This window comes from Chitinophagaceae bacterium (assembly GCA_030053935.1).
Taxonomy (GTDB): Bacteria; Bacteroidota; Bacteroidia; order Cytophagales; family JASGCU01; genus JASGCU01.
The window spans coordinates 1-15,015 of record JASGCU010000058.1 but is presented as its reverse complement, the minus strand read 5'-3'; the positions used below and the strand labels follow the sequence as shown (position 1 = coordinate 15,015).

The 15,015-nt window shown below is 32.5% G+C and carries 10 protein-coding genes; 5 read left to right on the top strand and 5 right to left on the bottom strand.

The window, feature by feature from the left end; genetic code table 11:
* Positions 1-408: 408 nt before the first annotated feature.
* From QM536_06855 to QM536_06835, 5 genes are all read left to right on the top strand, one after another.
* Positions 409-972, top strand: coding sequence for a hypothetical protein (locus tag QM536_06855; GenBank protein ID MDI9356722.1), 564 nt, complete (start codon positions 409-411; stop codon positions 970-972).
* 227 nt (positions 973-1,199) lie between these two features.
* Complete coding sequence (locus QM536_06850) at positions 1,200-1,886, top strand: hypothetical protein (protein ID MDI9356721.1); 687 nt, start codon at positions 1,200-1,202, stop codon at positions 1,884-1,886.
* A 35-nt stretch (positions 1,887-1,921) separates the two neighbouring features.
* Positions 1,922-5,185, top strand: a complete 3,264-nt coding sequence (locus QM536_06845; protein MDI9356720.1) for a CRTAC1 family protein — start codon at positions 1,922-1,924, stop codon at positions 5,183-5,185.
* Positions 5,186-5,611: 426 nt separating this feature from the next.
* Complete coding sequence (locus QM536_06840) at positions 5,612-6,508, top strand: site-specific DNA-methyltransferase (protein MDI9356719.1); 897 nt, start codon at positions 5,612-5,614, stop codon at positions 6,506-6,508.
* A gap of 167 nt (positions 6,509-6,675) precedes the next feature.
* Positions 6,676-7,917, top strand: a complete 1,242-nt coding sequence (locus tag QM536_06835; GenBank protein ID MDI9356718.1) for an endonuclease NucS — start codon at positions 6,676-6,678, stop codon at positions 7,915-7,917.
* Between the two features lie 84 nt (positions 7,918-8,001).
* On the opposite strand, the gene aspS is transcribed toward QM536_06835, so the two are convergent.
* From aspS to QM536_06810, 5 genes are all read right to left on the bottom strand, one after another.
* Positions 8,002-9,741, bottom strand: a complete 1,740-nt coding sequence (gene aspS / locus QM536_06830) for an aspartate--tRNA ligase (protein ID MDI9356717.1) — start codon at positions 9,739-9,741, stop codon at positions 8,002-8,004.
* Between the two features lie 94 nt (positions 9,742-9,835).
* Complete coding sequence (locus QM536_06825; GenBank protein ID MDI9356716.1) at positions 9,836-11,389, bottom strand: LysM peptidoglycan-binding domain-containing protein; 1,554 nt, start codon at positions 11,387-11,389, stop codon at positions 9,836-9,838.
* 9 nt (positions 11,390-11,398) lie between these two features.
* A complete protein-coding gene (locus tag QM536_06820; protein ID MDI9356715.1) occupies positions 11,399-12,490 on the bottom strand; it encodes an SRPBCC family protein in 1,092 nt (363 codons plus the stop codon).
* Positions 12,491-12,506: 16 nt separating this feature from the next.
* Positions 12,507-14,072: a bacillithiol biosynthesis cysteine-adding enzyme BshC gene (bshC, locus tag QM536_06815; GenBank protein ID MDI9356714.1), complete on the bottom strand. Its 1,566-nt coding sequence runs from the start codon at positions 14,070-14,072 to the stop codon at positions 12,507-12,509.
* Positions 14,073-14,229: 157 nt separating this feature from the next.
* Positions 14,230-14,613 (bottom strand): RidA family protein, encoded by a 384-nt coding sequence (locus QM536_06810; protein MDI9356713.1) that lies wholly within the window; start codon positions 14,611-14,613, stop codon positions 14,230-14,232.
* Between the last annotated feature and the right edge of the window lie 402 nt (positions 14,614-15,015).

The window sequence follows — 15,015 nt, the reverse complement described above, 5'->3', positions numbered from 1 at the left end:
TTGCTTTGTGTTTTAATATAGTTTCTAAGTATATTCTCATAATTTTTTAGGAATACTTTTTGGTCAGCCCCGGGATTTTATATGGTTCGTTTTTCTACAAATAATTCGGTGCCACCCCTTATTTTAGAAGCATAGCTGTGGCATCTTTGTAGAAAAAAATAAAATAAAAACAAAAGGTGTGTAGCACCGAAACAAAAACATTTTGATGTATGAACCATTGAAAGAAATAAAAATTATGAATCTTACAGAACAAGAAAAAGAATTCATTATAAATGACTCACTTTACACAAAAATTATATTCAAAAAGTGTATGGTAACGTTTTAAAAAGGGAAAAGAATGACGTTTTATTATATCTTTGCGTAAAGTAAACCCATACAATAAATACAAAAAAATAACTACTAAAAATAATGCATAAGGATGAAAGAACGATTGAAGAAATAGAAAAAAATATTAGATTATTGGAAGAACAAGTTGTTGCTCTGAAAAAAGAAAACGAAGAAGCTCGTAAAAAAAACGAAGAAGGTTATAAAAAATTACAATCTACTATGGATAATTTAGGGTTTAATATCGGTATGGGGGTGGAAGAAATGTTTGCTGATGGAGTTAAAAATAATCCTACTCTCAACAACATTCATTTTGACTATGTGCACACAAAAGTACATTTACTTTATGACATAAAAAATACTGCTACAGAGATAGATCTTGTATTAGTCAATACAGATAGTGTAGCACTTGTAGAAACAAAGCATCGTTTTAGAGATGAAGATTTAGAAAAGTTTCTTGAGAAACAATATCCATTGTTTCAAAAATATGGAGGGATTATACTCAGAGAGCATATTTATCTATTCATTGCGGGGCTTTCGTATGATGAAACGGTGATAAAAAAAGCCAAAAGCTTAGGAGTTGGTATTCTTCATCTGAAAAATGAAGTGGTGGAAGTAGAAGGGAAATTAAAAGATTATCATCAGTAAGATGAGAGAGTTTATGGTAACATTTTTTAGAATGTAAAGGAATGAAATTTTATTATACCTCTGCGTAAGGATAGTAAATCAGTACCATCTTTTCAGAAGCAGTTCTCATAGCTTTGTTAATAAGCTCCACTGCAAATGTCATAGGAATGGTTTTAATTGTCTTAAAAAACCTCAATAAATAACCACTATCAACAGGGGTTTACTCATTTGAAAACCCTCTTACATATATGACCAAAAAACTACTATTAGTATGTATTGTTATTGTTTCCTTCTATTCCTTTGGGAGAGCATTGGGAGAGAACAAAATAAAACCCCAAAAGAAAGAACGTGATACTCTCTTTACAGATTTATCCGTATTCTACAACAGCTACGCACCGAAGAATCCTTTTTCTTTATTTACATTTGAAAATAATAACAGATTCTTTCAGATACGCTCTAACTATGAATATCTGAACTCTCTTACTTTGTTTGTAGGGAGTCCCCTTGTAAAACAGAAAAACACATATAGGTTAGGGATTACTCCTATCATTGGATTTACATTGGGAGAAGCAACAGCAGCAAGCACAGGTGTCATTATATTATATAATATTCCTTATTTTGAAATCTATAATAACAGTCAAATTACACACTCCTTGATTAACACCACTGTAATACCCAGTTTTTATTTTCAGTGGCTAGAGCTTCTTTACAACCATAAAAATATATTCAAAGCAGGGTATGTTTGCCGTATTTATCAAACACTCCTGAATGCAAATTTACAACCTAGTAGCCGAGCAAGTGTTATTGATAATGGGTTTCTTATCACAAGCGGATGGAAAAATTTTTATGCATCGGGGTATCTCCTCAATTTTTGGGATACGAAACAAATAGGTTTTTTTATAGGAATAAGTTATCGTTTTCAAATACGAATTTAAATTATAACACATTTTCATTTTTACACCTACTCAGCATGAACAGATTCCAATATTTACTTTTTTTATTTTTTTGTTATTGTAACACAGAGCAAGAATCCCTTTTTCACCGAGCAAAAGACACAGGTATAGGATTCGCAAATACTCTCACGGAGACAGATACTTTTAATATTATTGACTATCTCTATTTTTATAATGGGGGTGGGGTTGCTATAGGTGATATCAATAACGATGGACTTTCCGATATATATTTTTCGGCAAACCAATTACCCAATAAACTGTATCTCAATAAAGGAAATATGCAGTTTGAAGATATAACCCATACAGCAGGAGTAAGTTCTGAAGGAATGTGGAAAACAGGAGTAACCATGGCAGATGTAAATGGAGACGGGCTTTTAGATATATACCAATGCCGATTAGGTGACTACCAAAGAATTACGGGAAAGAACGAACTTTTTATCAATAACGGTGACCTTACCTTTACCGAAAAAGCAGAAGAATGGGAAATTAGTTTTCAAGGGTTCTCTACCCAAGCCGCTTTTTTTGATATGGATAATGATGGGGATTTGGATATGTATCTCTTAAATCATGCCGTTCATGGAAAAGACAGGTATATTCCTGCTGCTTCCATTCGTCCCGCAAGAAGCATGGTTTCAGGAGATGTACTTTATAAAAATGAAGGAGATTTCTTTATAGATATTACCGAAGAAGCCAAAATATACAGCAGTCCTATTGGATACGGTCTCGGAATAGCAACTGCCGACCTCAATAATGATGGATGGACGGATATATATGTGGGAAATGATTTTCAGGAAAACGATTACCTTTACATAAACAATAAGAACGGCACTTTTACGGAATCACTTACCGAGTATATCTCGCATACCAGTCGTTTTTCTATGGGAAATGACATTGCCGATTTTAACAATGATGGATTATTAGATATTATGAGCCTAGATATGCTCCCACCCGATGAAAAAACCATCAAATCCTCACAAGGAGAAGATTCTTACCAAATATTTAACGCAAAAATGGGGTACGGGTATGCTAAACAATACGCCCGAAATACACTTCAGTGGAACAGAGGAAATGGTTATTTCTCCGAAATAGCCCAATTGTCAGGAATACAAGCAACTGACTGGAGCTGGTCTGCCCTTCTCGTAGATTTTGATAATGACGGATGGAAAGATATATTTGTTTCAAACGGTATTATGAAACGCCCAAACGATATGGACTACATAAACTTTGCTATGAACGAAGCCATTGCTTATGATGAAAATATAACCGATGCCGAACATATAAATAAAATGCCCAATGGCATTGTTCCAAATTATTTTTTCAAAAATAACACCGATATGACCTTTACCGATGTTTCCCAAAAATGGGGTGTAACCAATCCCACTATTTCTACTGCTACAGCATACGCCGATCTGGATAACGATGGAGATATTGACATAGTCATAAATAACATAAATGAAAAAGCAACCATATTAGAAAACACCACAAACACGAAAGAACATACCAAAAATAACTTCATCACCATCATTCTCAACGGCGACAAAAAAAATACCTTTGCAATAGGTGCTAAAATTACCCTTTATGCCCAACAAAAAACCATCTATAATGAAATATACCACACCCGAGGTTTCCAATCCTGCTCTGATACCAAACTTACCATAGGCTTAGGAGAAACAACAAATGTAGATTCCATTGTCATACAATGGAAAAAAAATAAAGCAGAAACCATCAAAAACATTCCCGTAAATAAAACAATACAAATTATAGAAGCAGAAGCCGATATTATCCCTCCCCAAAAAAATACTGATATTCCTTTCTTGGAAAATATCTCTTCCGCTCTCATTGGGACATTTCAGCATTCCGAGAATTATTTTAACGACTACGATACCGAATATCTTTTGCCTTATACCATTGCCCAAGAAGGTCCAAAAATAGCAGTAGCAGATATAAATGACGACCAACTTCTCGATTTTTACATCACAGGTGCTTCCGGACAAAATGGAACTTTTTTTATCAATAATACCCATACTTTTTCTCAAAAAAAGGGATTCCCAATCACACAAAACCCTCTTATAGAAGAAACCGATGCCACTTTTTTCAAATCCAAAGATACCAAAAAACAATATCTCTACATTACCGCAGGAGGATATGAACATCAAACTCCCCATCCACTCGTGGAAGATGCCCTTTTTGAGAAAAAAAATAACACCTTCCTTCCGCATAAAACAACGCCCCCTATCTCCCAACAAAACTCTGTGGTAGCCCCTGGTGATTTTGATAATGATGGAGATACAGACCTCTTTATTGGGGGCAGAGCCATCACGGGAAAATATGGAAATATTCCCCAAAGTTTTCTTTTGGAAAATGATGGAAATGAAAACTTTACCGATGTTACAGAAACAAAAACTGAGGGACTGAAATACATTGGAATGGTGAAAGATGCCATTTGGGAAAATATAAAAGGGGACAGCACTCCCGAACTTATTATATGTGGAGAATGGATGCCCATAACCCTCTTTGAATACCAAACAAAATTACAGAAAGCAAAAAACACAGATTTAGAGATGACAAACGGTTGGTGGAATACAATGCAAACCGCCGATATAGATAATGATGGGGATACAGATATAATTGCAGGAAATATGGGCATCAACTCCAAACTAAAGCCCTCAAAGGAGTTCCCTACTCTGCTATACGTCCACGACTTTGATGCTAATAACTTTTTAGACCAAGTTATTGCATACTCCACGCCCAATGGCATCTTTCCTTATAATAATAGAGATGAATTAGTGAGACAAATGCCTTTTCTCAAAAAAAACTTTTTAAAATATAAGGACTTTGCAGGCAAAACTATAGATAAAATTTTTGCCCCCGATAAACTCAATTCCGCTCAAAAGCACCAAGTGTATGAGGCAAAATCTCTTTTTATAGAAAATAAAGGAAATGGAACTTTTCTCACCCACCCTCTCCCCAATGAAGCACAAATATCTTCCATCAATGCAATAGAAATATACGACGTAAATGGGGACGGTTTCTTAGATATTATAGCAGCAGGAAATAAATATAATACCCAACCCTATTTTGGGGACTTAGACGCATCATACGGGATAATTCTACTCGGAAATGGAAAAAGATCCTTTACACCTATCTCTCTTTCTCAAAGTGGTTTTTTTGTAAAAGGAATGGTGCAGGATATGGCTCTCATTAAAAATCCCAAAAATACTTTTCTCATCATCGCAAGAAATAATGATTCACCGATTCTTTTCAAATTCTCTGCAAAATAAACCACGATTGAAATGGTGAGCTATTGTTTTGCCAAAATTTTTTTATGGTATTCATTGGGTTTGATAGGGATTAAGTTAGAATTTCATTTAAGATGGTGGAGTAATACCCATCCGAAAAAATGTAATCTTATATACATTACCACATATAAAAAACGCCCCTCCTTAAAAAGAGAGGTATTAGGTTAATAAAAAAAAAATGTATTTCTACATCTTTTTATTCTAAAATAACACAAATATCATTGTAATTATTAAAAAACAGAAAAATATAGGTAGTTTGTTTTTTTTTTCTATTTGAAAAAATACATATAAATAATAAAAAACAATTTTTAGAACTTACCATAAAAGGTAAAATAAAATTACTATTACTAAACACCACATTAAAACAAATGAAGAGAAATATAGTTTTTTTTTAAAAACTCACAAAATATGTGTGAAATTCAGGATAATAGTGTTATGCTGATTATCACTAGCCCTCCCTATTGGAATGTAATAGATTATTCAAAAAATGGATTTCAAGATACTCAAATAAGTAAGAAATTAAATGGTCAGATTGGAGATATTAAAGATTATGACGAGTATTTAAATGAAATGGATAGGGTTTGGGCGGAATGTTATAGGGTTTTAAAGCCAAATGGTAAATTATGTATTAATACACCTTTAATGCCTGTTCAAAAAAAATATTATTCAACACATTATAATAGAGATATTAAAAACATAAATAACGATATTGAGCATCATATTTTAACAAAAACTAACTTTTTTCTCTATGATTTATTTATTTGGAATAGAACAGTGAGAGGTAGAGATTTGATGTTCGGGAGTTTTCCTTATCCAGGTAATTTTTATGCTCAGAATAATATTGAGTTTGTAAATATTTTTGTTAAAGATGGAGCACCAGATAAAAGAAACGAAAAAGATAGAGAAGAAAGTAAATTATCAAAAGATGAATGGGTAGAATATACCCAACAGGTTTGGAATATAAGTAAAGATGATATTGCAAAAAGTAAAATTGAAGAAAAAGAATTTGAAGAATTTACTCAAAGAATATGGACAATACCCAAAATTGACCGTTCAAATGAAGCATACGGGTTACATCCTGCAATGATGCCCGAACAAATACCTTATCGTTTAATAAAATTATATTCTTTTGTAGGAGATACAATTCTTGACCCGTTTTTAGGAAGTGGAACAACAGCAAAAATTGCAAAAAAATTAAATAGATACTGTGTTGGTTACGAAATTAATAAAGCATTTAAACCTATTATAGAAAGTCGATTAACAGACATATTTGAAACGGAAAAACAATATTTTGAAACTATATGAAACTATCAAGCTTAGTGGAACCTTTTAAAAAAGTAGAGGCACATTGGTATTTTATACCTCACGCACAGTATTTTAATGAAAACAATATTGGATAATTACATTCTGTTTTAAAATATTTTTATAAATTTCAATTTGATGACGATAAAAATGTTTTCGGAGAAAATATATTGAAAAAATGGGACCACGCAACTCAAAAAATTGTTTATAAAAAATTAATTTCTGACAGTATAATTAACCCAACAATTAAAAATATAAAAAAAGAAAATGATTGGCTTGTAAATTTTAGACAGTATAAAAACCTAATAAAAAAGCTTGGGTTTGGCTTTGTAAATAAAGAAAAACATTTCTTTTTGAGTGAGGCAGGTGCTGAATTTTTAAATGCTCAATCAAGCGAATGGAAAGGGATTATTGAAAAACAAATTTTAAGATTACAATTTTATAATCCCTCTCTTGAAAAAAATTTTGAGAAATATCAAAAATTTAAGATTTTTCCCTACATTTTTACTTTGTCTGTTTTACAAAATCTAACTGAAAAATATTTAACCCCAACAGAAATGCTTGTCTTTTTATCAATTGCAACATCAAATTCAAAAAAAGAAATCTTGCAAGTAATAGAAAGAATTGAATATTTTCGAAATATAGAAAAAGAACAGCAGATAAAATTAATGGAAAGTTTGAAAATTTCAAGACCTGCATTAACCGATGCAAGTTTAATTTGTGGTCTTTTTGGTTGCACAGAAACTTTAAAGTTTTCACAAGGTAAGTTAGAACTGATCAATGATGAACGAGCAAAATATTTATTGAATTATTACAAAAATAAAATTAAGTTTATTGAATATGAAAATTTTGAAGATTGGTATAATTTCATTGGAACACCTGCAATAACCATTGATAACAAAGCCGTATTAGAATATTATACAGCAACAAATCAAATAGAAAAAGCAAAGAAAGTTTTAAAAGAAGTTGAAGACGATTTGGAAATTATACAATCCGAAGAATCTCTACAAGAAACTTTAGAACATTTAATGATAGAAAAAATTTTAGAAGATGCATTAGAAAAAAATCCTGCTGAAATTGAAAAAGGTCTTAAAATTTTAAATCGCCAATACTCAACAGAAGTTGGTAGAATAGATTTGTTTTGCAGAGACACAAATGGTCGTTATGTTGTTGTTGAATTAAAACGAGATAGAACAACTGACAAAGTAGTTGGTCAAACTTTACGTTATATGGGCTGGGTAAAATCAAATTTATCACCCAATAATTTAGTTCGTGGAATTATTATTGGCAGACAATTAACTAATGAATTACAAATGGCATTAGTTGGTTTGCAAAACGATAATAAAGATTTAATGATTGCAAAAGAAATAAATATTAATATTTCAACAACAACAAAAACAATAAAAAGCTGAACAAATACGCAAGTATAAAAGAAGAAAGAGCATTTATGAGATGCTCTCTTTTTTTGTTTCATTATAGAAGAAATAACTCATAACTCAAAGAGTAGCAATATGTAATTCTTTGAGTTGTTGCGGATATATGGGAGAAGGAGTATCAATCATAACGTCTCTTCCCGAGTTATTTTTAGGAAAGGCAATGAAGTCCCTTATAGAATCGGAGCCGCCCATTAAAGAACAAAGCCGGTCAAAGCCGAATGCAATACCTCCGTGTGGTGGAGTTCCGTATTCAAAGGCATCTAGAAGGAATCCAAATTGTTTTTGTGCCTCTGTTTTAGATATACCTAATGTTTCAAAGAGTAATTGCTGTGTTGCTTTATCGTGGATACGAATAGAGCCACCTCCTACTTCCACTCCATTTATTACCATATCATAAGCCCGGGCTGTCGCCTCAGAAGGATTGGATTGTAAAATATCTACCTCTTTGGGTGAAGTAAATGGATGGTGCATTGCTTGAAATGTTTTAGTTTCCTCATCCCATTCTAAAAGGGGAAAATCTGTTACCCAAAGTGCCGCAAAAGTATTTTTGTCTCTTAATCCTAATCTATTTCCCATTTCTAACCGTAGTTCTCCTAGTGCTTTTCGGGTTTGTTTTTTTTCTCCGCAGAGGATTAAAAGAAGGTCGCCTTTTTGAGCATTGCACTTACTCATCCATTGTTGTATATCTGTTTCGGAATAAAATTTATCCACTGATGATTTTATGCTCCCATCGGGATTATATTTTGCATATACAAGTCCTTTGCTTCCTATCTGAGGGCGTTTTACAAACTCTGTCAATTCATCTAATTCTTTTCTCGTATACTCGGAGCATTTGCTCACACAAATTGCGATGACTAATTCCGCATTATCAAATACGGGAAAAGAATGTCCCTTTGCTATGTCTGTTATATCTACAAAAGGCATCCCAAATCGTATATCGGGCTTATCACTCCCATACAGTTTCATAGCGTCTTCATATAACATACGGGGAAGGGTAGGAATAGTTATATTTTTTATCTGCTGAAAGAGGTGTTTTATTAATCCTTCAAAGGTAGAATAGATATCTTCTTCTGTTATATAGGACATTTCACAGTCAATTTGGGTAAATTCGGGCTGTCTATCGGCTCTTAAATCTTCGTCTCTAAAGCATTTTACTATTTGGAAATATCTATCAAATCCTGAAACCATCAAGAGTTGCTTGAAGGTCTGTGGGCTTTGTGGAAGAGCATAAAATTCACCTGCATTCATACGAGAAGGCACTACAAAATCTCTTGCTCCCTCTGGGGTAGATTTTATCAAAACAGGAGTTTCTACTTCTATGAATTGTAAACTATCCAAATAACGTCTCGTTTCTTGCATCATCTTATGCCTCATTTCAAAATTCTTACGGATTTTATTCCTCCGTAGGTCTAAGTATCTATATTTCATTCGGAGGTCTTCACCGCCATCTGTTTCATCTTCTATGAGAAATGGTGGAACCTTGGAGGTGTTTAATACTTTCATATCAGAAACTCTTATTTCTATTTCTCCTGTTGGGATGTGCGTATTCTTTGCGATGCGCTCTATTACTATTCCTTTTGCTTGTATAACAAATTCTCTCCCAAGACCTGATGTTTTTTTTAATATCTCTGGTGACGAGTGTGTTTCATCAAAAACAAGTTGAGTAAGTCCATATCTATCGTATATGTCTATCCATAGTATACTTCCTTTGTTTCTTATTTTGGTTATCCATCCGCAGAGGGTTACTTCTTTGTTTTTGTCACTTATTCTTAATTCTCCACAGGTGTGTGTTCTTAACATAGTTTTCTTTATTGGTATTCTATAATAATTTTCTATCAAGATATATATTCTCACTATCTTTATGTTTCAAAGAATCTCTTATAATAAAAACTGATTATTGAGGATAAATAAGTAGTTTTTGACCTACTTGTAATCTGCTACTTCTGAGTTTATTTATTTTTTTTATTGCTTGAATACTGCTATTTTTGTATTGTTGAGATATTTTCCATAAACTGTCCCCTGCTTTTACCGTATGGTATACTCCTGGTACATTTTCATTTTGTTGTTTTTCTTCTTTGTGTATAGATTTTGTAAGAGGTGGTTTTTGTTTGTGAATCGTATCCATTTTTTTGAATGGTTTAGAAGGAAAATAGCGAGGGAGTACCCATATTTTTAAGGTTTGCCCTTTTCTTATAAAATTAGAAGAGAGCTTATTCCATCTTCTTATATCACTTACTCTTACATTATATCTTGCGGCAATGGAGCCGAGATTATCTCCGTATCTTATTTTGTATTTTACTAGCTCTCTTCCGTATGTTCCTCCTAATTCTGCTAATTTTTCTAAATTCTTGAGGTGTTTTTTCCCGACATTATGAGCAGAGTCTATTATAGTATTTTTTTGATTGGTAAAAACTTCCTTTTTATCTTCCGGGATACGAAGTGGGTATGGGGCATAAGGAGTAACTCCTCTGTATAATTCAGGATTGAGTATAATGAGGTCATCATAACAAATCCCTATCATGTTTGCAATAACATCTAAATGTGCATATTCTTTGTGAATAAGCAGAGTATCATGACGCATCATATAATTATTACTTTCGGAGTAAAGATTATGTTCTTCGTGATATTTCATGGTATAGATAATAGCAATAAATTGAGGAACGTATGACCTTGTCTCACGAGGGAGACGTTTGTATATTTCCCAAAAACTTCTTTTATTATTAGAACGTCTTATGGCTTTATAAACGTTTCCGGGTCCAGAATTGTAAGCAGAAAGAGCAAGTTCCCAATCTCCAAAAATTCCGTACAGGTCTTTGAGATACAGACATGCTGCTTGAGTTGCCTTATAAGGATCCATTCGTTCATCTATAAGTGAAGTTTGTTTCAGGTTATATAATCTGCCCGTTTCACGAATAAATTGCCATAATCCTCCCGCACCTGCTCGAGAAAGTGCATCTGTTCTTAAACCTGACTCTACAATAGACAGATATTTCAACTCATCGGGCAATCCATATTCAGCAAGATACTTTTCAAATATGGGAAAGTAGAGTTTTTCTTTCTCCATAACTTTCTTGATATATTCTCTATTACGAATCGTAAAATAATTAATAAATGAAAATATTTTTTCATTAAAATGGAGTGGTATGCTCGTAGGTATTTTATTCAAACGATTTTGTACTGTGTCATATATAAGTTCAGGAATTACCTCTGCTTCTAAAAATTCCTCACCTCCGTCTACTCTATTTTCTATTACATTCTCTATGTTTTCTCGTATGTTTTGTAGAGAATCTATCTTATCACTCTCAGCAATGATCGTATCAGACGCATTAAAAATAAATGCAGACGTGCTATCTATTCTTAACTCTTTTTCTCCTTCGTTGTTAGATTGAGAAAAAGTAGTTTTTGCTATACAAAAAATAATTATAAAAATAAATAACCGCTGTATCATTTGTTTTCTTTATGAGTTTTTTGCTAAATATTTTGCTAAAAGAGAATGAAATTGATGTACTCCTGTTTCTCGTGTAGGAGAGAAACGCCCCGATGGATAAAAGCGTGAGTTGATGCCTTTTTGCACCGATTCTACTACAAATTCGTCCTCGCGTTCTACTTTATCAATCATAAGCTCTTGTCCTTCTTCATAAAGGTTTTTATCCAAAATATAAGTCAGAAAAGTAACTTTTGTTTTGTGCGGAGAAAGTGGTTTTACTATATTTATAGAAAGTCCCCATGTATAAAAGTTCAACATAAGATTAGGGAATATCCAATAATACCAAGCAGATACATTCTTGCCATAATCGGGATGACCTTGTGGAAGATGAAAACAATTCGCATGGGTTTTTCCATAACCAATTTGAAGATTACAATAATTATAAATAATACTTTTATAACTTCCATAATCCAATACATTATTGAGGTCTTTGTGAACGAATGGTATATGAAACCCTTCTAAAAAGTTATCACAATAGAGAGACCAATGAGCATTTACTATATAATCTTTACTAAATTCAGGAGCAAAAACATACTCCGCACTCGGTAAAAAATATAATCTTTCGTTTAAATTATCTATTACTTCTGAAAAATCAAAAGAAGGATTTATGGAAGTAAATAAAAAACCGAACCATTTTTTGAGAGGGAGCTTATGTAAATTATCGCAGTCACGTGGGAAGTTCTTTGTCTGCGAAAACTCAGGCATGCTCTCAAATGTTCCGTCTAAACCAAATTTTCTTCCATGGTAAGGACAGATTATTTTCTTCATTTTGTTAGGCGAAGATACTAATAAAGCACCTCTATGGGTACAAACATTGGTAAGACAGGAAATCTCCTCCTTACTATCCTTTATGACCAAAAGAGGTTCGTTAAGAAACCCTTCTAATAGATTAATCGGGTATACTGTTTCCGCAAGCTTTACTACATCTTGATGCTGTAATAATTGCCATGTGGTGGTAAAAACCGCTTCTTTTAACCTGTCAAAAACTTCTCCCGACCGGTAAAAAGAAGAAGGGAGTGTTTCTGCCAAAGTAATATCATTGTTGATACTAAAATTTTTCATTTTTTTAGATACATAATTAAGATTGAATAAATAAAATATAAAATTGAAAATCAAATGGTTCAAAGGATGTCAGAAGCTTTTGAACAAAAGAAGGATCATTAGTAGAAAAGTTTAAAAAATTGTCTCGCCTCTCTTGGATAATGTTCTGCGGAAAAAGTTTCTCCTTTATCTGTTCTAATTGTTTGAGAGTTACTTCTTGATTTTGCTGTTCTGATTTTTGCATCTTTTTTTCTATATGTTCTAAATCTTCTTCCCATTTCGCCTGTTGTTTCATTATGAATCCCTCTAATGACTTATCTATAAGTATTGCTTTTGTCTTGAGAGATTCAATAACTATCTTCATAAAATGCTTTTCTTTTTCTAAAGATAATGAATTTTGGCTATTTTTTTTTACAAATTCTTTCTTTAAAAGATGAATATCCTGAAATATATCCAAAATACTCATATCTAATTTCTGCATCTTGTTCTCTATATGTTTATCAATAATCATTCCTGATTTTCTTGGAACTATAATGGGGAAAGGGATAGAGTAATGCTGAAAAAGAGATTGTAGTTGAAGCCAATATGCTATTTCTCCAGGACCGCCTACATACCCTATGTTAGGAAGTATTACCTCTTGATAGAGAGGTCGCATAATCACATTGGGGCTGAGTTTGAAAGATTCTTCCTTTATAAGCTGTATCAACTCTTCTTTTGTATAGACCTTATCCGTATTTAAAACCCGAAACAGCCCATTGTCTTCTACAAACCTTTCTCTTATAATACTATCTAAATAAAAAAAATTTATTTCACGTGGATGAACCTGAGGTTCATACCCATAACCTTCTAAGCTTTCTGATGTTTTTTGTATGAAACCACAAGCATTACGCTCATTCACGTCATCCAACATATAAGGAATAAATAACTTTTTTAATTCTGCATTATCTCCGTCTATTATTACCAATCCTTGCTCTTGAAACAGAGTATTTACATAATAACGAACAGAGTCCGATAAATTACTATGATCTAAATATGCTGTCTCAAATATGGGCATCTGCTCAGGTAATGCATCCAACAACTTACTCAAAGAGTTTGGCATAAACCTTCCCACAGAACCCCTTTGATTCGTCTCCCATACATATTGCTTCCCAAAAAGAAAAAAATTATTTATCTCTGCAAAATCATGATCCTCTGATGCCATCCAATATACGGGAACAAAATGGAACTCAGGATACGCTAACTGCAATTCTTTACAAGCATTGATGGCTGTAATAATCTTAAAAATAAAATAAAGAGGACCAGTAAATATATTTAACTGATGCCCTGTAGTAACAGTAAATGTGTTTTCATTCGTCAAACTCCTTATATTATACTGAACATGAGCCGATGTCTTAACGCCCGAATACTGTGAAAGCAAAACCTTCTCTAAAGTAATACGATTGTTTTTTGGAAATTTGCTCTTCAAGTCTATCTGTTTTCTAAAGTTCTCTTTATATGGATAATAACCATAGAATTGCTTGAGTTCTTCTTTTTGTGAGATATAATCTAAAAAAATACGAGAAAACTGTTGCGTTGCTTCAAAAGAAATTTTTTCTACCCTCATAAGGCGGTTTAGTAATTATTTATTAGTATATTGCTTCTCATTTCTTTTTTCTATGGTCTATGTCCATCGCTCCTATATTCAATCATTTCACGGTTATTTCTTATATGGATATTTTCAAACCCGAAAGAAGCATATATGTTAGCGTTATGGTGTAGCCCTATTTCTCTACAGCTATAAAAGAAATTTCTACTCTGGAGCCTTTTGGAAGCTGAGATACCTCTACCGTTTCTCTTGCGGGTGGATCATTCTTAAAGTAATTTCCATAGATTGCATTCACTGTAGAAAAGTCATTCATATCCCGTAAAAATATCGTTGCTTTTACCACTAAATCAAAAGAACTTCTCCCTTCCTCTAAAATTGCTCCTAAATTCTTCATCACCTGCTCTATTTCTTCTTGTATAGAAGAATTTCGTAATTTTCCCGTCTCGGGATCTATACATATCTGCCCCGAAATAAATAGAAAACCATTTATTTTTATTCCCTGACTATAAGGTCCTATAGGTGCAGGTGCTTTTTTTGTAATAACTACTTCTTTTTTCATTTTTTTGTTTTATAAAGTAAATATGCACTCATTCGTTTTTTACAATAAGACGCAATATATATTTTTTTTTATTATTTATACCCATCCATTATAAATCTCAATATTTTATTATAAAAGGATGTATATATGTTCAATTTTGTGTTTTTTTTCATTTCAAAATAATAAAAATGAATCCAAAATACACCTCTATCCCATTAATATTATATTGAGAGGGGCTCTAAAAATTCAAATCCTAAAAACTGTATTTCTTAAAAATCAATAGTTACCAACACTTTTTCTTTGAATAAATCAATTTTTAGAACCCACCTTATATAAATTTGCATCATAAAAAATAAAAATAATTACAAACAATAAAAATATAGACGCAATAAAAAATATTTGAATTGCGTATATACAGATGTT